The 16,996-nt window shown below is 54.0% G+C and carries 17 protein-coding genes; 3 read left to right on the top strand and 14 right to left on the bottom strand.

Annotated elements, in window-relative coordinates; translation table 11 throughout:
• Positions 1-27: 27 nt before the first annotated feature.
• The 12 genes from murD to gldD form a co-directional block, all read right to left on the bottom strand.
• Complete coding sequence (gene murD, locus ACAW74_RS07540; protein WP_370697578.1) at positions 28-1,386, bottom strand: UDP-N-acetylmuramoyl-L-alanine--D-glutamate ligase; 1,359 nt, start codon at positions 1,384-1,386, stop codon at positions 28-30.
• A gap of 183 nt (positions 1,387-1,569) precedes the next feature.
• The gene (gene mscL, locus ACAW74_RS07535) at positions 1,570-1,899 is read right to left on the bottom strand and encodes a large conductance mechanosensitive channel protein MscL (RefSeq protein WP_370697577.1); all 330 of its coding nucleotides are present in this window, start codon (positions 1,897-1,899) and stop codon (positions 1,570-1,572) included.
• A gap of 86 nt (positions 1,900-1,985) precedes the next feature.
• Complete coding sequence (locus ACAW74_RS07530) at positions 1,986-2,948, bottom strand: DUF3078 domain-containing protein (RefSeq protein ID WP_370697576.1); 963 nt, start codon at positions 2,946-2,948, stop codon at positions 1,986-1,988.
• A gap of 43 nt (positions 2,949-2,991) precedes the next feature.
• Positions 2,992-3,825, bottom strand: a complete 834-nt coding sequence (locus tag ACAW74_RS07525) for a mechanosensitive ion channel family protein (protein WP_370697575.1) — start codon at positions 3,823-3,825, stop codon at positions 2,992-2,994.
• Between the two features lie 79 nt (positions 3,826-3,904).
• On the bottom strand, positions 3,905-4,084 hold the full coding sequence (locus ACAW74_RS07520; protein WP_370697574.1) for a hypothetical protein: 180 nt from the start codon (positions 4,082-4,084) through the stop codon (positions 3,905-3,907).
• A gap of 19 nt (positions 4,085-4,103) precedes the next feature.
• Positions 4,104-4,694: an RNA polymerase sigma factor gene (locus ACAW74_RS07515; protein WP_370697573.1), complete on the bottom strand. Its 591-nt coding sequence runs from the start codon at positions 4,692-4,694 to the stop codon at positions 4,104-4,106.
• A 172-nt stretch (positions 4,695-4,866) separates the two neighbouring features.
• Positions 4,867-5,700, bottom strand: a complete 834-nt coding sequence (gene tsf, locus ACAW74_RS07510) for a translation elongation factor Ts (protein WP_370697572.1) — start codon at positions 5,698-5,700, stop codon at positions 4,867-4,869.
• Positions 5,701-5,883: 183 nt separating this feature from the next.
• The gene (gene rpsB, locus ACAW74_RS07505; RefSeq protein WP_370697571.1) at positions 5,884-6,744 is read right to left on the bottom strand and encodes a 30S ribosomal protein S2; all 861 of its coding nucleotides are present in this window, start codon (positions 6,742-6,744) and stop codon (positions 5,884-5,886) included.
• Positions 6,745-6,932: 188 nt separating this feature from the next.
• Positions 6,933-7,319, bottom strand: coding sequence for a 30S ribosomal protein S9 (gene rpsI, locus ACAW74_RS07500; protein WP_085411339.1), 387 nt, complete (start codon positions 7,317-7,319; stop codon positions 6,933-6,935).
• Between the two features lie 3 nt (positions 7,320-7,322).
• Positions 7,323-7,766 carry a 50S ribosomal protein L13 gene (rplM, locus tag ACAW74_RS07495; protein WP_015330034.1) on the bottom strand — a complete coding sequence of 148 codons (444 nt, stop codon included), beginning with the start codon at positions 7,764-7,766 and terminating at the stop codon, positions 7,323-7,325.
• Between the two features lie 262 nt (positions 7,767-8,028).
• The gene (locus tag ACAW74_RS07490; RefSeq protein ID WP_370697570.1) at positions 8,029-9,144 is read right to left on the bottom strand and encodes an OmpA family protein; all 1,116 of its coding nucleotides are present in this window, start codon (positions 9,142-9,144) and stop codon (positions 8,029-8,031) included.
• 77 nt (positions 9,145-9,221) lie between these two features.
• Entirely contained in the window at positions 9,222-9,821 is a 600-nt protein-coding gene (gldD, locus tag ACAW74_RS07485) for a gliding motility lipoprotein GldD (protein WP_370697569.1), read from the bottom strand.
• A gap of 124 nt (positions 9,822-9,945) precedes the next feature.
• Between gldD and ACAW74_RS07480 the strand changes: the two genes are divergently transcribed.
• On the top strand, positions 9,946-11,478 hold the full coding sequence (locus tag ACAW74_RS07480) for a M20/M25/M40 family metallo-hydrolase (protein WP_370697568.1): 1,533 nt from the start codon (positions 9,946-9,948) through the stop codon (positions 11,476-11,478).
• Here ACAW74_RS07480 and ACAW74_RS07475 read toward each other — a convergent pair.
• On the bottom strand, positions 11,462-11,917 hold the full coding sequence (locus ACAW74_RS07475) for a MarR family winged helix-turn-helix transcriptional regulator (RefSeq protein ID WP_370697567.1): 456 nt from the start codon (positions 11,915-11,917) through the stop codon (positions 11,462-11,464). The two genes, ACAW74_RS07480 and ACAW74_RS07475, sit on opposite strands and share 17 nt — an antisense overlap.
• Positions 11,918-12,057: 140 nt before the next feature.
• On the opposite strand from ACAW74_RS07475, the gene ACAW74_RS07470 reads away from it, so the two are divergent.
• Complete coding sequence (locus tag ACAW74_RS07470; RefSeq protein WP_370697566.1) at positions 12,058-12,645, top strand: carboxylesterase family protein; 588 nt, start codon at positions 12,058-12,060, stop codon at positions 12,643-12,645.
• A 254-nt stretch (positions 12,646-12,899) separates the two neighbouring features.
• Complete coding sequence (locus ACAW74_RS07465) at positions 12,900-14,945, top strand: M13 family metallopeptidase (protein ID WP_370697565.1); 2,046 nt, start codon at positions 12,900-12,902, stop codon at positions 14,943-14,945.
• Positions 14,946-15,041: 96 nt separating this feature from the next.
• Here the strand turns inward: ACAW74_RS07465 and ACAW74_RS07460 are convergent, their stop codons facing one another.
• Positions 15,042-16,967, bottom strand: coding sequence for a RecQ family ATP-dependent DNA helicase (locus tag ACAW74_RS07460; RefSeq protein WP_370697564.1), 1,926 nt, complete (start codon positions 16,965-16,967; stop codon positions 15,042-15,044).
• Positions 16,968-16,996 lie beyond the last annotated feature (29 nt).

Raw genomic sequence — 16,996 nt, 5'->3', positions numbered from 1 at the left:
AGAAAGCCTAGAGCGATTGTGCATTCTTCATTTTACATTATTCATTAAAGATTTCACGGCCTGCTTAAACTGCTCACCTCGGTCTTCGTAGTTTTTGAAAAGATCGAAGCTGGCACAGGCAGGCGAAAGGAGCACGGCATCGCCGGGTTGGGCCAGATCGAGCGCCAGCTGCACTGCTTCGGTCACACTTTGCGTTTCGCGGATGGAGGCAAACATCTCCCCAAAATGGCTGATCAGTTTCTGGTTATCAACCCCGAGGCAAATTAGCGCCTTCACGTGCTGCCGGGCCACGGCATCCAGTTGGCTGTAATCGTTGCCCTTGTCCTGACCGCCCGCGATCCAAATTGTGGGTACGTCCATGCTCGACAGGGCGTAAAAGACCGAATCGACGTTGGTCGCTTTCGAGTCGTTGATGAAGCGTACCTGGCCGTGACTGACGTTGATCGTGCCGGCGGGCTCCATGCGGTGGGCGGCGTTCTGGAACGTACCCAGCCCTTCGGCGATGGCCTCGTCAGGTACGTCGACTGACAGCGCCGCCAAGGTTGCAGCCAGCATATTCAGCGCGTTGTGAGGCCCTTTTAACGGTAAATTGGCCGTGTCGATCTGAACTGTTCGATCGCGAAACTGCGCTGTCAGCTGCCCGTCGACAACGTACCCACCGGGCGACGGCCGACTTTCGAGCGAAATCGGTAAGGCATATACGTCGGGTTGGCGGGTCGCCAATTCCTGCATCGTAGGTACGTTCTCGCGGAAATAAATGAACGTGTCGGAAGGGCGCAGGTTCTGCAAGATCCGAAACTTACTGTCGATGTAGTTTTGGAACACGTACCCGTACCGATCGAGGTGGTCGGGCGTGATGTTGAGCAGCACCGCCGTGTCGAGGCGCGTTTTATACATCGTATCCAATTGAAAACTGCTGAGTTCCAGCACAAAGTACTCGAATGTGTCGGTGATGACCTGCTTGGCAAAGCTCTCACCGATGTTGCCGGCCAGCCCCACGTTGTAGCCCGCCGTTTTCAGCAGATGATAGGTAAGCAGGGTGGTCGTGGTTTTGCCATTGCTGCCCGTAATACCGATCAGCTTGGCGCGGGTATACCGGGCCGCAAACTCAATCTCCGACAGGATGGCCGTTCCCTGCGTGCGCAGTTTGGTAACCAGCGGAACGGTATCGGGAATGCCAGGACTTTTTACGACCTCCGTTGCATTCAGAATGAGCGACTCGGTATGCTGCCCTTCTTCGAATGGAATACCCGCTGCCTCCAGCGTTTGTTTGTAAGCGGCCTTCAGCAGGCCCCGGTCTGACAGAAAGACATCATACCCTTTGGCTTGCCCCAACAGCGCAGCCCCTACGCCCGATTCGCCCCCTCCAAGAATTACTAAGCGCATACAGAAGTTTATATGTTCGCTGTTCACTGTCGTCTGTTGATTCATTAACGCACCAATGGTACCTCAGCGAACCAACAGAAGACAGCGAACAGAAGACGATCTAACATTTCACAAAGCTACGCATAACCAAAAAAGCCCTGGAGGATTAGTCCGGGGCTTTTTATGGGTTGGATTTGCAAACGACTATTTGGCTTCCCCAGAACTAGAAAGTTTTAGCCGGTTTGCTGCCTTCACAATCAGAAAAATTACCCACGCCACGATCAGAAACTGAATGACGATGTTGAGAAAGTTTCCGTAACGAATCGCAACTTCCGGTTCGGTGCCGACTGCCTCCTTCAAGACGATTTTTGCCTGTGCCAGGTCACCGGCTGGCAGAATTAAACCAATAATTGGGTTCAGGATATCCTCAACCAATGAGGTGGTAATTTTACCAAAGGCAGCGCCAATGATTACACCGACGGCCAGATCAAGAACATTACCTTGGGCAATGAATGTGCGAAACTCTTTAAGCATAACAGTTTGGATTAGGATGAGACAGACATTTTATGGATTAAGGACCTGATTAAACCTATTGGTTTCTAGTCGAATATGCAATGTTTTTACTTTTTTCGGAAGGTGCTGGCGTTGTAGATCAACCCAATGCCAAGCGACTGCTGAAGCTGCAAACCATCGAAGAAGTCTTTGTCGTAAAGCGCGATGACACCGAACGTTGTGCTTAGGTACCGGTTCAGCTTGGCCGTGAGCAGCAGGTCAACTCGATGGTCGATGGCACTCAGCGTCTGGTAATTGGCGTAGAGCTGATACCGGGCGTTCAGGCTTATATTCTCGCTTAGTTTCTTATTCCAAACCGCCTGAAGTTGCAGCGACAGCCACTCCGAGCGCGATGACTGCCCGGCCTCAACCCCATACGCCTTGGCGGTAGGGTCGGGGATGATCACGCCGTCGGCTCCCGTGCGGTACCGAACGGCATCGTCGGCCAGAAACGTAAAACGAGGGGCAAAGGGGCTAAGGCGCAGCGAGAACTCGTCGTTTGGTTTGTAGGCAACCCCCCAGGCAAACGTTAGCTGGGCCGGGGCAAAAAAGCTGGACACTTTAAAATCAGATTGGCCTGCCGGTAGTTTGTCGTAGACAAAACCAGGAGCAAAGTAGGAGTTGAACGTACCTGAGGCGAACAGATCCCACTTTGGGGCAATTTTATGGCCCAGTACCGAAATGATAATCAACTGATCGGAGGCTTTTCGCGTAACGCCTCGTTGGCTAATGTAGCCCAACTGGAAGTCGGCCGTATTATCCCAGGAGGTCTTACCCTTCTCGTAGAGCGCGCGCGCCGCCATAACCCCCCCAATCGCGATCGAATTGACGCCGCCGCCAACCCAGTTGCTGAAACTGGCCTGATTGAAGTTGATACCGCCTGTGATGGATTTTTGCCAGTAGGTTGTGTCTTTCTTTACCGAAACGGTGTCCTTGAAATTGGTGGTTACCTGCGTCGTGGTAGGGTCCTGCGCAGCAGCCGTCAGCGTGCAGCCGATCAGGGCCGCCGCGTAGAGCGTTTTACAAAGCATGATGGGTAAGTTTGGTTACGTATATGAGACTAACTGGTACTAACTAAGCTTCTAAGAATTCAATCGTTTTTGTTTGAAGTAACTGCATGGGGATACTCGTCTTAGACGTACCGGTTTGCAACGTTATAGCCGTCGCATCGACCTGAATAATCCGACCCGTAATGCCATCCAGGCGAATAAGTTGCCCTTCTCTGAAGCGGCTTTTGCTGTAGAAAGACGATACCAGATTGGCCATGACATCGCGCGAGGCAAAGCCGTAACCGAGTGCAAAGGCGAAGACAATGCCGCCGATGAGCAGATTAAAACTTGATTCCAGCAGTTCGGTGTTAATGCCCGCCTGACCCAGAGCCGAAATGATGGTGATGATGAGAAAAAAGAAAAACACCACCATACCCAGCAAGCGCCCCGAGGCGATCCCAAACGACTGGCAAAGGCTTACCACGCCCCGCTTCAGCACGTCGGCAACCAGCACACCAACCTGCAACATAATCGCGGCGGCAATGAGCTTCGGGATAAAATTGACCAGCGACGTTACCATACCCGTAATGGCCGCTATACCCAGGGTTTCGGTGGCAGCCGACAGAAAAACGAGCAGGATGAAATAATATAGAACCTTCGAAACGATGTCGCTTAACTTGATCTCGGTCTGCAATTGTCGGATGATGTCGATCTCGTTGAGCTTATCGCCCAGACGATCGAATCCGGCTCCCTGCAATAGTTTCTTGACTACGGAGGCCGTTATACGGGCTACCAGTATGCCGATGGACAGAACGACAATAGCGCCGATCAGATTCGGAACAAAACTGACAAACTGGGTTATGAGGGAGCGAAATGTATTGACCAGAATCTCGTACAAGTTCGGTAGGTGCGGTGTCATGGGGGAGGGAACAAAGAAGGAACAATGCAGGCAGATGACGGGACGGCCCTACCTGATTAACTAGAGTACGATGAAAACCTTATTTCAGGTTGTCTGATGACGTCGCTAACAAGCCGTTGATCGTCGCAAATAGATCACCGGTGTAGAGCTCAACCACCTTGAGTGCGTTGCGAATAAGGTCGATTTCGGCAACGATGGCTTGGCGTAACTCAGGCGGGCAAGTCTCTGTCGACTCAATCTGTTTGAAAGGATGTTCCATGGCGTATAGCCCTAAGCGTTTATTTCCAGGTAGCCAGCGCTTTGATCGCAACCAGTAACCAGAAGATCATAGTCTCCAGATAGCGACGACGCAGCTTCTCTTTGGCGCGCATCAGGCGCATCTTCACCGCACTTTCGGTGATCTTCTGCGTATCAGCGATATCGCGGATGCTAATGTCTTCCTGATACTTCATCAGCAAAAGGCCGCGTTCGTCAGGGGTCAGGTAAGTCAACGCCCGGTTCAACCGTTGCGCTTCCATCTCAACCAGGTCGGCATCGTTGTCGTCGGCATACGTACCCAGCGTTTCATACATGTCCTCAGCGTATACCTCGCGTTGTCGCGGGCTACGCATCTGATCCATACAATGATTGTATGTTACTGAGTATAGCCAGGTCGAAAACTTGGCCTGCTCCCGGAAACTGCTCAGCTTCGTGACGATGCGCAAAAAGATATCGTGCGTAAAGTCTTCTGCTTTGGCTTTGTTCTTCGTAAAGGATAAGCATTTACGAAAAACCTTATCGCAGTGGCGGGTATAGAGCGCTTCAAAATAAGTATCGCGCTGTGTCTCAATGTAGAGACGCACCAACTCCTCGTCGGATAAATGTTTCATTTTTAAGTTACGGTAAGACCTGTTAAGTCAAGGAAAGTAACACAAAACAACAAAAAAAAGCCCGACCATCAGGTCAGGCTTTTACGGTTACTCCCTTTTAGACTACTCAACGGGACAATAACAGCGATTTTTGCAAAAAATGTTACTGACTGGCCCGTGCGTGAATAACTACTTAACCAATTGATACTCGCTTGAAAGCCGAAACAGTCAGGCCTTTGCTGGTTTTATCGAGCAGTTGAGCAATCGTCAATGAACCGTCTTTAACGAACTCCTGGTTCAGCAGGGTATTCTCTTTGTAGAACTTATTCAGGCGACCCAGCGCAATCTTCTCAAGCATGGCTTCCGGCTTGCCTTCATTCCGAGCCTGATCTTTGCCGATTTCGATCTCACGCTCCACTACCGAGGTGTCTACACCGTCTTTGTCCAGGGCGATCGGCTTCATTGCGGCAATCTGCATGGCCACGTCTTTACCCACTTCCGTTACGTCGGTGCCGCTGGTGTTGGTCAGGCCTACCAGTACGCCCAGCTTACCATTTGAGTGGATGTATGAAACTACTTTCTCAGCCGTTACCACTTCGTAAGCTGTGATGTCGATTTTCTCGCCGATTTTACCCATCAGGTCGGTGATGTGGTCTTGCAGCGTGCGGCCGTCTGCCTGCGTCGTGCTCAGCAGGGCCTCTTTGTTGTTGGCTTGCGTAGCTACAGCATTGCTCATCGTGGCCATAGCCAGATTCTGGAAGTCGGCTACTTTCGAAACGGGTTCGGTTTCGCAGGCCAGCGCTATAAGGCGACCTACGGCCCCATCTTCGCTCACATGGGCCAGCACAATACCTTCGGCCGTGGCGTTATCAGCCCGCTTGTCGGCAATTTTCTGACCCTGCTTGCGAAGGATCGCTTTGGCTTCTTCGAAATCGCCATTTGCCTCAGTGAGGGCTTTTTTGCAATCCATCATACCGGCACCTGTTTCCTGCCGGAGTTTGTTTACGTCTGCTGCGGTGATCGCCATTTGTAGTTTGAGTTTTCAGTCCTCAGTCTTCTGTTCTCAGTTGCTTCGCTAGGTAACATACCTGTGCTTTGTCATGCAACTGAGAACAGAAGACTGAGGACTATTTAACTGAATAAAAAATAGCCCATAGCCGTGTTGGGGCTACGGGCTATCCGGTCAATCGTCTGTGTCTGTTAATTAATACTAATCGGTGTTGCCTTCTGGAGTCGCGTCGAGAGGGGTCGCTTCGGCTTCAGGCGCTTCCTCTACGGCTACAGCTGCGGGGGCATCAGCGCCTTCAGCAGCAGCAGCGCGGGTATCTTCCTGACGCTTGGCATCTTCCTCTTCTTGTGCCGCCTGGCTGTCTTTGTCCTGCTTGCGCTCCATCAGACCCTCTTCGATGGCTTTCCCAACGGCCAGCGTAATCAACGAGATCGACTTGTAGGCGTCATCGTTGGCTGGGATGGGGAAATCAACGAGGTTCGGGTTTGAGTTCGTGTCGCACATGGCAAACACGGGGATGCCCAAACGGTTGGCTTCCAGAACGGCGATGTTTTCACGCTTCACGTCAACGACGAACATAGCCGCCGGCAGACGAGTCAGGTCAACAATACCACCCAAAACCCGCTCTAATTTTTCTTTTTCGCGCGTCAGCGTCAGCCGCTCCCGCTTGGCGATGTTCTTAACGAGAGCCTCGTCTTTGAGCGTCTTCTCCAGCGTTTGCAGTTTCTTCAGCGACTTGCGGATCGTAGCGAAGTTGGTCAGCATACCACCTAGCCAACGGTCGGTCACGTAAGGCATTTTCAGCCGACGTGCTTCTTCCGACACGATTTCCTGTGCCTGCTTCTTCGTCGCCACAAACATCACCTTACGGCCTGAGCGCACGATGCCTTTAATGGCATTCTGTGCTTCCTCCAGCGACGCAAGGGTCTTGTTGAGGTCAATAATGTGGATGCCGTTCTTCTCCATGAAGATGTACGGAGCCATCCGGGGGTCCCACTTGCGCGTAAGGTGGCCAAAGTGCACACCCGCGTCGAGTAGGTCTTTATATTCAACTTGTGCCATTTCCAGTACTGAAAAATGTGAATGAAAAATTGATGTACGCAGCACCCCACATCGGCATCATCTAAGCGGGGTCTGGACGAAAGGGAATGAATAATGAAAAATGTAGAATGAACAATGTTTTTTAAATCGGCGTAGCTAACGCCAACAAACCCATTATACAGTCTTCACTGTACATTATACATTCATTATTAACGCTTGCTGAACTGGAAGCGACGACGGGCTTTTTTCCGGCCCGGCTTTTTCCGTTCAACCATGCGTGAATCCCGCGTCAGGAAGCCTTCTTTCTTGAGGGCCGGGCGGTTTTCCGCATTGGCTTCAACCAGTGCGCGTGAGATGGCCATGCGCGTGGCTTCAGCCTGACCCGTTACGCCACCACCCCGAACGTTTACTTTCACGTCGTAGGTTGTGTCGGCTTTCACCGTGGCGAACGGCTGGCGGGTGATGATTTGCAGTACTTCGGTCGGGAAGTACGCGTTCAGTTCTTTTCCGTTAACCGTGATGGTTCCGTTACCTGGCTGCATGTAAATGCGGGCAACAGCGGTTTTCCGGCGACCGATGGTGTTAATACGCTCCATTGGTTAGAATTTGATTTCTTTCGGTTGCTGCGCCGCGTGGGGGTGAGTCTCACCCGTGTACACGTACAGATTGGTGAATAAACGGCGGCCCAGACGGTTTTTGGGCAACATGCCACGGATGGCGTGTTCGAGAACGCGCTCAGGCGTTTTTTCGAGCATGATGCGGGGCGTCGCGAAACGCTGGCCACCGGGGTAACCCGTGTGCCGCACATACACTTTCTCGGTCATTTTCCGGCCCGTAAACCGGATTTTCTCGGCGTTGATCACGATGACATTGTCACCGCAATCAGCGTGGGGGGTGAAGTTGGGCTTGTGTTTGCCACGGATGCGGGCCGCAATCTGGCTAGCCAGACGACCTACAATGGCATCCTTTGCGTCAACGACGATCCACTCCTTGTTTGCGGTCCCTTTGTTGGCCGAAACAGTTTTGTAGCTTAACGTATCCACTGGATTTGTGAGCGGTATTTATTGATTAACAGACGATTGCACGAAGCAAAGTATTCCCCGCCCGAAAACGGGAGTGCAAATGTAGCGGTTATTAAGCTGAAAAGCAAAGGTTTCCGTCTTGTAGAGACGCAATCCGTTGCGTCTCCTCGGGCGTCAGCTAATAATACACCAAACAGCTTAGGAGGCAGAGCCTATTGCTGACGGGCATGAGCCGCAAGGGGTTGCACGGTCCGGCAGCGAATCGTGCAACCCCTTGCGGGCTCTACTGGGGCGCTACACGTACCTCGACGCGGCGACTCCCGGCTTTAATGGCTTCCGGGGCATCGGGCGTGGCTGCGGAATCGGGGCCTTTCCAGTACGTAACAAGCTGACTCGCTGGCACGCCGCGCCCTGTCAGGTATGTGGCGACCGTGCGGGTGCGGTACTCCGACAGGGTAACGTTGGGCGTTCGGGCGCCAACATTATCGGTATAGCCGGTAAGGGTAGCCTGCAAAGGCTTACTGATGAGCACGTCGGCGAGGGAGTCGAGTGTGGGTAGCGTTTGGGTACGTAGCGCGTAGCTGCTCTGGTCGAAATACAGCGTTGTGGTGCTGGGCGCGGTGATGCTGGGTACGTTGCTGACAGGGCTTTGTGGCGTGGCGACGCTGTCGGATACAGCGGTTGGCGATTGGGTACGTTGTAAAGGATTTTGGGCCACTCCAGCAGACGCTTGGGCACGGACTGTTTTGAACGTGATGCCGGGCTTAACCAGTACCGTTTCGACTGACAGCAAACGACCCTCCTTGTCAGTTAGAGTCGCCATGTATTCGCCGGGTTCGGCGGTCACCGGAAGGTCAATAAAGCGTTTGTGCCACTGTGTTGATGTGCCAACCCACGCACCTCTGCCGGTTTCCAAGTTGGTGAGTTTGTAAGTAAGCAAATCTGTGTGCAAACTATCAGGCAGAATAATGTGGCAGTTTAGAAATTGACCATGTTTTTGCTGGATATGATCGGGCTTTGGCAACGAATCGACTGGCGTCATGTCGCCTAGATAGTATAGCGCGAAAGGACTGTCGGTTGGTTTGTCGTCGGCAAAATTGACCTTTAGGGTGACGGTTCGATAGCCGGGCATTTCCAAAATCAGTTCGGTAGTACGAGTTGGGACGGGGACACTGAAGGTTCCGGTCTTGGGCTCAAACTTGCCCGCCTCATTACATTCCCCCAACTTCTGCCGTTTGCCATCGACAACGGCGTAGATGCTGGCCTTTAGGCCAAGGGCCGTATAATAATCATGGCAACGCCCCGCGACGCGATAGGTGGGTACTGGCGTAGGTTGTTGTTGCGCTGCCGCACTCAAGAAGGTGAACAGACTCAGAAAGAGAAGGAAAAGTCGTTTCATGGAAAGGGCTGGTTGTGTGCACAATGCGCGTCTAAAGCAGATGCGGTGACCGACCTATTTCCACACGGCATTCGGCGTTATTCCTTCTTCCACACCAGCGTATTCAGCATCTGCATCATATCAGCGCGGACATAGTCGATCACGGGGGCGAGCGAATCGTTGGCGATGGCCGTATCGAAGTAAAGCGCGCCTCGCAGAAAATGGCGGGTACTGTCAGTCGTAACGAACTGGAATTGGGTAGGTACTTCGCCTTCGAGGCTGATCAGGCTGGCCGCAATGCCATTTTTTAATTTCACCTTTTGCTGCTGAATCGAATACGCTTTCACGTTGTGCTTGGCCGTCAGTTTGTAGGCATCGCCCAGCAGATTACGAAGCCGTTCGATGTCGTTGTTGACGGGCTTGTAGGTGAGCTGAACGGTAGCTTTCAGCGTGGGGTAATACACGAAAATCCAGTGGGGTTCGGCACGTTTGAACGTATCGGGTAACACGCGGGCAATCTGGTTGACCTGGAACTGATACGGATGACCCGGCTCAAGGGCGACGTACCTGGCCGTTGGCAAATCGATACGCGGGTAACCTTTGGGCTTGGGTACGTAGTCAGCCGACTCCTTTGAGGAGCCACAGGCGGCAATAAAGAGATAGATTAAAGCGAGCAGCAGGAACGAAAGGCGTGTCATGAACTGATTAACGTATTGGCGATCGAATACGATGTGTGAATTACGATTTATTCCTGACTTAGCGATTCAGAAACGTACCTGACGGGCCAGATACGGGCGAACGGTTTCCTTCGTAGCTTCCCACATGAAACACACAGCACTCCTGTTCGCTTGTTTTATCACGGTATCATCCTTCGCCCAGTCACCCACCACTGCGCAGCTAAGCGCCATCACCCAACGGCACGTGAAGGCGTCGTATGCGGATCTGGAAGCCTTGCTCCGTATACCCAACGACGCGCATATTGCCGGGCAGATGCAGCCCAACATCGACTGGCTCCAACGGGCGTTCGAGCAGCGGGGTTTTCGGGTGTCGACGCTCAAAACGCCGTCGAACCCGCTGGTGCTGGCCGAAAAAATGGCCGATCCGAAAGCAGGTACGTTGCCTGGAAGTAGTCCCAAAACACTGTTGCTGTACATGCATTTCGACGGGCAACCCGTGGTGGCGAGCCAATGGCAGCAGCCTGACCCGTACCAACCGGTTTTGAAGCAAAAAGCCCCCGATGGCAGCTGGACTTCGCTCGACTGGGCCAAACTGCAAACCGACTATAACCCCGACTGGCGGATTTTCGGGCGGTCGTCGTCGGACGATAAAGGACCAATTGCGATGTTGCTGGCGGCACTGACGGCGATGGAACGTGAGAAAATACCCCAACGCTACAACCTGAAAGTGATTTTGGACAGCGAGGAAGAGATCAGTTCGCCTTATCTGGCCCAAACGGTTCAGGCCAACAAAGATAAACTTCAGGCCGACGTGTTGCTGGTCATGGATGGCGGGCGACACCTGTCGAACCTGCCTACGCTGATCTACGGCTGCCGGGGTATTACCACCGTAACGCTGACGACCTATGGCCCCCGCGGGCCACAGCATAGCGGGCACTACGGCAATTACGCCCCCAACCCGGCCCTGCGCATGGCGCAACTCCTGGCGAGCATGAAGGACGACGACGGCCGCGTTACGATTCCGGGTTACTACGATGGTATCAACATCGACGACAAAGCCGCGAAACTGCTCGCCAACGTACCCGATGACCCCGCCCAGATTGCCAAAACGCTGGGCATTGCCAGCACCGACCGGGTTGGGCGTAACTACCAGGAGGCGCTCCAATACCCGTCGCTGAACATTCGCGGGCTACAGAGTGCGTATGTGGGTAATCAGTCGGGTACGGTAATTCCCGACCGGGCCGTAGCCGAGCTTGACCTGCGGCTGGTGCCCGAATCAGACCCCGCGCGGCTCCTGTCTTTGTTACGCCAATATATTGAAAACAAAGGCTATCATATTCTCGACCGTGCCCCAACGGAGGCCGAACGTACCCAGTATCCCAAGCTGATCTCAATGCAGGCGGGTGGTGAGATGTTACCCTTCCGCACCGAAATTGGCATTCCCGCCGATGTCTGGCTCACACGGGCAATGGTGCGGGCGTTTGACCGCGAACCTGTGAAGATTCGCATGACGGGCGGCTCGGTACCCATCGTGCCATTTATTCGTACGCTGGCTATCCCGGCTATACACGTACCGATGGTGAACCTCGATAACAATCAGCATGCGCCCAACGAGAATCTCCGGTTGGGCAATTACGTCGAAGGCATTACGACCTGGCTAGCTATTCTGACGAATTAGGCGTGGTTTCGCTGAGCTGTTCCAGATTGTGCACAATGGCCTGAAGGGTTTGCACCGTCAAAGCGTATTGTTCATTCGTGATGTCTTCCATCGCCTGCTGCCGGATCTGGGTCTGCTGGGCGAAACAACGACTGTGCAGTTCCACGCCCGACGGTGTGCAAACCGGAACACTGTCGATGTGTTCGTCCCAGGTCAGTAACCCCTGATTCGTTAGGGCGGCGAGCACCTGTTGAACATCCGAAACGGGGGCAAACGGCGAGACTAACTCGGCCAGTATCCGGACCGAAAGCGGGGGGCGTGTACAGATCGTATGTAGTAACTGCCAGCTCAGCCGGGTCAGTCCAAACTGTTGCTGAACGGCATCGATATGGCTGGTGAGCACATCGTCGGCTTTTTTGATCCAGTAGCCGATGGGTTTGTCGAGTGATGAGGCGTGCATGAGGCAGTGTCGGAACGGTGTCGTTAAAATTACCATCTATGCGTCTGTTTATCATCTATTTACCTATATGTTTATTGGCCGTACTGATTTCGGTACCGGCAACTGGTCAGTTAGTCAAACCGAAGGTTCGATACGATTACATGCTCTATCTGCCCGAGGAATACGCCAACAGCAAGGCAACGTACCCACTGCTCATTTACCTGCACGGTGGCTCGCAGCGTGGGCATGATCTGAACCAGTTGAAAGCCTATGGCCCGCCGAAAGAAGTGGCAGAAGGGCGGTCCTTGCCGTTCATTATGGCCGCCCCGCAATGCCCTGATGGAAAATACTGGTCGACCGAAAACTGGTTCGATTCGCTTTACACCGAACTGACGACCCGTTACCGAATCGACCCCAAACGAATTTACCTGACGGGCATCAGTATGGGGGGCTATGGCGCCTGGCAAACGGCCGTAGCCTACCCCGATCGGTTTGCTGCCATTGTGCCCCTGTGCGGCGGTTGCGACGATTCAACGCAGATTTGCCGCATCCGCAACGTACCTGTATGGGCATTTCATGGCACGACCGACGACGTGATTCCGATCGACGAAACCGAGCGGCTAATCCGGCGCCTGAAGGCGTGCAAGGGCAGGGTTACGTTTACCCGGCTGGCTGGTCAAGGGCATGGCATCGAATATCTGTACGAAGAGAAAAAGCTGTACAACTGGCTGCTGAAACAACGTAAATAGGCATGCTCGAAGCTGACCAGACGGCCGGTTCGCTAATTAGCGTTGATCTGGCGTGGTCGTGGCAACCCTCTGCTGATAGGGGTAAGGAACGTTGCCAAGTTCCTTCAACCCATAAACGTTCGTGATCGTCGGCTGCTGGGTACGTCGTCCAGTTGGGCTAGTGCAACGTCTTTATAGGGCACCCGCAGCAGACAGGACAGATGATGCGTACATTTCTGCGGTAAACCTGATTCCTTCATAAAACTCCCTTTCCGATGATTACCCTCAAACAAACGCTTATCAGCGCCGCCTGGCTCATGGCGGTTATAGCTTGTCGGCAAAAAGACAACGACGAAACCCCCGCCCGCACGTCCTTTTTTGACAAGTCGGGCATGGATACGACCGTGGCACCCGGTAACGATTTCTTCACCTACGCCAACGGAAATTGGGTTAAGAAAACCCAGATTCCTGGTGACCAGACCGGCTGGGGCTCTTTCTACCAGCTCTATGAAGAAAACGAGCGAAAAACGAAGTCCATCCTGGAAGAAGCGGCAAAAGCCAACGCGGCCGCTGGCAGCATTGAGCAGCAGGTAGGCGATTTTTATGCCAGCGGTATGGATACAGCCGCTATTGACAAACGCGGTTACGACCCTGTGAAGGCGGAACTGGCGAAAATCAATGCGCTGACCGATTACAAGCAGGTCCTGACGTACCTGGCCAATGACGATGCCAACCGGGGCGGAAAGTTCATCGGCTTCTATGTCGGAGCCGATGACCGGCAGAGCAGCATCAACCGGATCAACTTCATGCAGGCGGGCCTCTCGTTGCCCGAGAAAGACTACTACACCCGTACTGACGAGGCCACCAAGAAGATCCGGGCTGCGTTTGTGGACTACGTGGCTAAGCTGTTCACGCTGACGGGCGTCGACTCGGTGCAGGCGAAAAGCAAAGGGCAGGCCATCCTGGCATTCGAGACAAACCTGGCAAAATCGCACAAATCCCCAACCGACCTGCGCGACCCCGTTGCCAACTACAATAAGTTTGCCGTCGCTGACCTGACCAAGCGCATGCCCACGTTGAACTGGCGCTCCCTGCTCGACGGCATGAGCCTGACCAAGGTAGATACCGTATTGATGGGGCAACCGGGTTATTATCAGGCGCTGGATAAGCAGTTGCCCACAATGCCCATTGGCCTGTTGAAAGATCTGCTTACGTTCGACTGTCTGGACCGGAACGCTACGCTGCTCAGCAAACCATTTGAGCAGGCACACTTTGACTTCAATAACAAAACGCTCTATGGCCAACCTCAGATGCCCGAACGCTGGAAAAGCATCGGTCGGCGCATTGATGGGGCGATGGGCGAAGCGCTGGGGCAATTGTGGGTCAAAAAATACTTTCCGGCGGAGGCGAAAGAACGTATGTTGACGCTGGTCGACAACCTACAAAAGGTGTATCGGGAACGTATCGAAAAGCTGGACTGGATGGCGCCCGAAACTAAAAAAGTGGCGCTAGTCAAGCTGGACAAGTTTCTGAAGAAAATTGGCTACCCCGACAAGTGGAAAGACTATTCCGACATCAAGGTTAGCCGTGACGATTATTACGGGAACGTGCAACGCGCCAATCAGCATCGGTACCGCGAGGACTTTGCCAAAATCAACCAGCCGGTCGACCGGATGGAATGGGGCATGACGCCCCCCACGGTCAACGCCTATGCCAATCCGACCAACAACGAGGTTGTTTTCCCGGCGGGTATTCTTCAGTTTCCGTTCTTCGATAAAGATGCCGACGATGCGATCAACTACGGCGGTATTGGGATGGTGATCGGGCACGAAATGACGCACCTGTTCGACGATCAGGGCCGTCAGTACGACGCCAGCGGTAACCTGCGCGACTGGTGGACCAAGCAGGACGCCGAGCGATTCAAGGCGAAAGCGGAGGTGGTCGTTAAGCAGTACAACGGCTACACTGTGCTCGACAACCTGCACCTGAATGGGCGCCTGACGCTGGGCGAAAACCTGGCCGATCTGGGTGGGATTAACCTAGCCTATCAGGCATTCAAGCTAACAAAGCAGGGGCAAAGCACCGATAAAATCGACGGTTTTACCCCCGACCAACGCTTCTTTCTGGGGTTTGCTCAGGTCTGGCGAATCAAGGTACGTGACGAAACCGAACGTGCCAGGGTGACCACAGACCCCCACTCGCCGGCGAAATTCCGAGTGAACGGACCGCTGGCCAATTTTGAGCCGTTTTACCAGGCTTTCAACGTGAAGCCCGGCGAGAAACTGTATAAACCAGAAACGGCTCAGGCGCGCGTCTGGTGAGGTACGTTCTGACAAAACAGCGAGCCGGATACGTATACATGTCCGGCTCGCTGTTTTTCAGGGTTCTACCGGCCAGAAGTCTACTGTCTCCGGCTGTTACCGATTCAGGGTGATATTGCCGACGGCGTTGTAGCGCAGTTCGTCTTCGGCCAGCATCAGGCGCAGGGTCTCGTCGAGTGCCTGCTCGGGCGTATGGCTGAAATAATGGGCAATTTGCCGGGGCGAAACACCTTGTTCGCGGGCCAGCGCGATGTATTGGCGCAATTGCTCGCGCACCGCCTGATTGGCTTCGGGACGGCGCTTGGCCTTGAGGCAGTTGTCGCAGATACCGCAGGCTGCGTCGGTTTGTTCGCCGAAATAGCTTTGCAATAGACGTGTCCGGCACTGGGTCGGATGGCGAGCGTAATCGACAGCCGCCTCGGCTTTTTGCAAGGCATGTTGCCGACGTTGTTCGAGCCCCTGCACGTCGAAAGGCAGCGTGCGGGCATCGTGCCGGGGTGTCAGGAATGTCAGTTGAGGCTTGTCTTTCTGCTTTTCGTACAGCAACACCTCCCGCTCCGCCAATTGGTCGAGCAATTGAATCACGTCGTTCTCCGAGACCAGATAGGCTCGGGACAAATTCCCCTCCGAAATCGGGACAAAATCGGTGAAGAGTTCGCCGCCGTAGAGCCGCATTAGTAATTTGATGAAGGGGTCGAAGCGCGGGTTCATTACCTGAAATTCGTAGAGCGCGCGATGATCGAGGTTCAGCACCACCCGACTTGGGCGGAAATAGGCTTCGCTCAGGTCGATATAACCCGCCAGTTGAAGCTGCTTGAGTGCATAATGGGTATCGTTAGGCGGTAGGTTGAAGGTTTTGGTAAACTGGGCCAGATCAAAGTCGAACGCCGAAAACTCGCCGCTCCCAACCGGCACAGCGGTGTAGTTCGCCAGGGCCTGGTAGGTACGTCGGATCAGGTCAACAGGCGGGTACTGCTGCTCGGTTTGCCGAATCACTTTTTCGCAGTCGGCTTCGGTATAGAGTAGGACAGCATAGGCTTTTTGCCTATCGCGCCCCGCCCGGCCCGCTTCTTGGTAGTAGGCTTCGAGGGTATCGGGCGGCTCCAGATGCACCACCACGCGCACATCGGGCTTGTCGATGCCCATGCCGAAGGCGTTGGTTGCCACCATCACCCGAATCTTGTTGTTAATCCAGTCGTCCTGCTTCTGCGACCGTTCGGGGGTGCTAAGGCCGGCATGGTAAAAGTCGGCGCTGACGCCTTGCCTCATGAGCCACTCGGCCAATTGCTGCGTTTGTCGGCGGCTCCGGATATACACGATGGCCGAGCCAGGTACGTTGGTCAGCACTTTCAGCAGCCGCGCTTCTTTACCCTCTTCCAGCATTGCCGAATACGACAGATTGGCCCGCGCGAAACTTTGCCGGAATGTCTGGAAGCCCGTACGAAAATCCAGTTTTTCCACGATCTCGCGTTGCACATCGGGTGTGGCCGAAGCCGTCAAGGCTACTGTGGGTACGTTGCGTCCTGAACTAAGGGGAAGCAGGGCGCGGAACTCCGCAATCTGGAGGTAGGGCGGGCGGAAATCGTGACCCCAGGCGGCAATACAGTGGGCCTCGTCGACAGCCAGCAGGCAGATGGTCATCTGCTTGGCTCGCTCGATCATGATCTCGGTTCGAAGCCGCTCGGGCGACACATACAGGAACTTGACGTTGCCGTAGATGCAGTTATCGAGCACCGTGTCGATCTCGCGGTAATGCATCCCGGAATGGATCGCGGCCGCCGGAATGCCCCGCCGCCGCAACTGAAAGACCTGATCTTTCATGAGGGCGATGAGTGGCGTAACGACAATGCAAACGCCGGGCATGGCCAGCGCCGGTACCTGAAAACAGATCGATTTACCGCCGCCGGTTGGCATTAACACAAGCGCATCCAGACCGCTGAGCAGGGCTTCAACGATGTCTTCCTGCAACGGGCGGAAGGCCGAATAGCCCCAATACGTCTGAAGAATCTGGCGTGCGGTCATGGTACTACAAATTTACAACCGCCTAAAAC

This window comes from Fibrella musci (genome assembly GCF_041321105.1).
Lineage (GTDB): Bacteria > Bacteroidota > Bacteroidia > Cytophagales > Spirosomataceae > Fibrella > Fibrella musci.
The sequence above is the reverse complement of the archived record's forward strand: the minus strand, read 5'-3'. Positions and strand labels throughout refer to the sequence as shown.

Bases quoted from the DNA above. Each gene is read 5' to 3' on its own strand.
- murD (WP_370697578.1), bottom strand. From the start codon at position 1,386: ATGCGCTTAGTAATTCTTGGAGGGGGCGAATCGGGCGTAGGGGCTGCG.
- mscL (WP_370697577.1), bottom strand. From the start codon at position 1,899: ATGCTTAAAGAGTTTCGCACATTCATTGCCCAAGGTAATGTTCTTGAT.
- ACAW74_RS07530 (WP_370697576.1), bottom strand. From the start codon at position 2,948: ATGCTTTGTAAAACGCTCTACGCGGCGGCCCTGATCGGCTGCACGCTG.
- ACAW74_RS07525 (WP_370697575.1), bottom strand. From the start codon at position 3,825: ATGACACCGCACCTACCGAACTTGTACGAGATTCTGGTCAATACATTT.
- ACAW74_RS07520 (WP_370697574.1), bottom strand. From the start codon at position 4,084: ATGGAACATCCTTTCAAACAGATTGAGTCGACAGAGACTTGCCCGCCT.
- ACAW74_RS07515 (WP_370697573.1), bottom strand. From the start codon at position 4,694: ATGAAACATTTATCCGACGAGGAGTTGGTGCGTCTCTACATTGAGACA.
- tsf (WP_370697572.1), bottom strand. From the start codon at position 5,700: ATGGCGATCACCGCAGCAGACGTAAACAAACTCCGGCAGGAAACAGGT.
- rpsB (WP_370697571.1), bottom strand. From the start codon at position 6,744: ATGGCACAAGTTGAATATAAAGACCTACTCGACGCGGGTGTGCACTTT.
- rpsI (WP_085411339.1), bottom strand. From the start codon at position 7,319: ATGGAGCGTATTAACACCATCGGTCGCCGGAAAACCGCTGTTGCCCGC.
- ACAW74_RS07490 (WP_370697570.1), bottom strand. From the start codon at position 9,144: ATGAAACGACTTTTCCTTCTCTTTCTGAGTCTGTTCACCTTCTTGAGT.
- gldD (WP_370697569.1), bottom strand. From the start codon at position 9,821: ATGACACGCCTTTCGTTCCTGCTGCTCGCTTTAATCTATCTCTTTATT.
- ACAW74_RS07480 (WP_370697568.1), top strand. From the start codon at position 9,946: ATGAAACACACAGCACTCCTGTTCGCTTGTTTTATCACGGTATCATCC.
- ACAW74_RS07475 (WP_370697567.1), bottom strand. From the start codon at position 11,917: ATGCACGCCTCATCACTCGACAAACCCATCGGCTACTGGATCAAAAAA.
- ACAW74_RS07470 (WP_370697566.1), top strand. From the start codon at position 12,058: ATGCTCTATCTGCCCGAGGAATACGCCAACAGCAAGGCAACGTACCCA.
- ACAW74_RS07465 (WP_370697565.1), top strand. From the start codon at position 12,900: ATGATTACCCTCAAACAAACGCTTATCAGCGCCGCCTGGCTCATGGCG.
- ACAW74_RS07460 (WP_370697564.1), bottom strand. From the start codon at position 16,967: ATGACCGCACGCCAGATTCTTCAGACGTATTGGGGCTATTCGGCCTTC.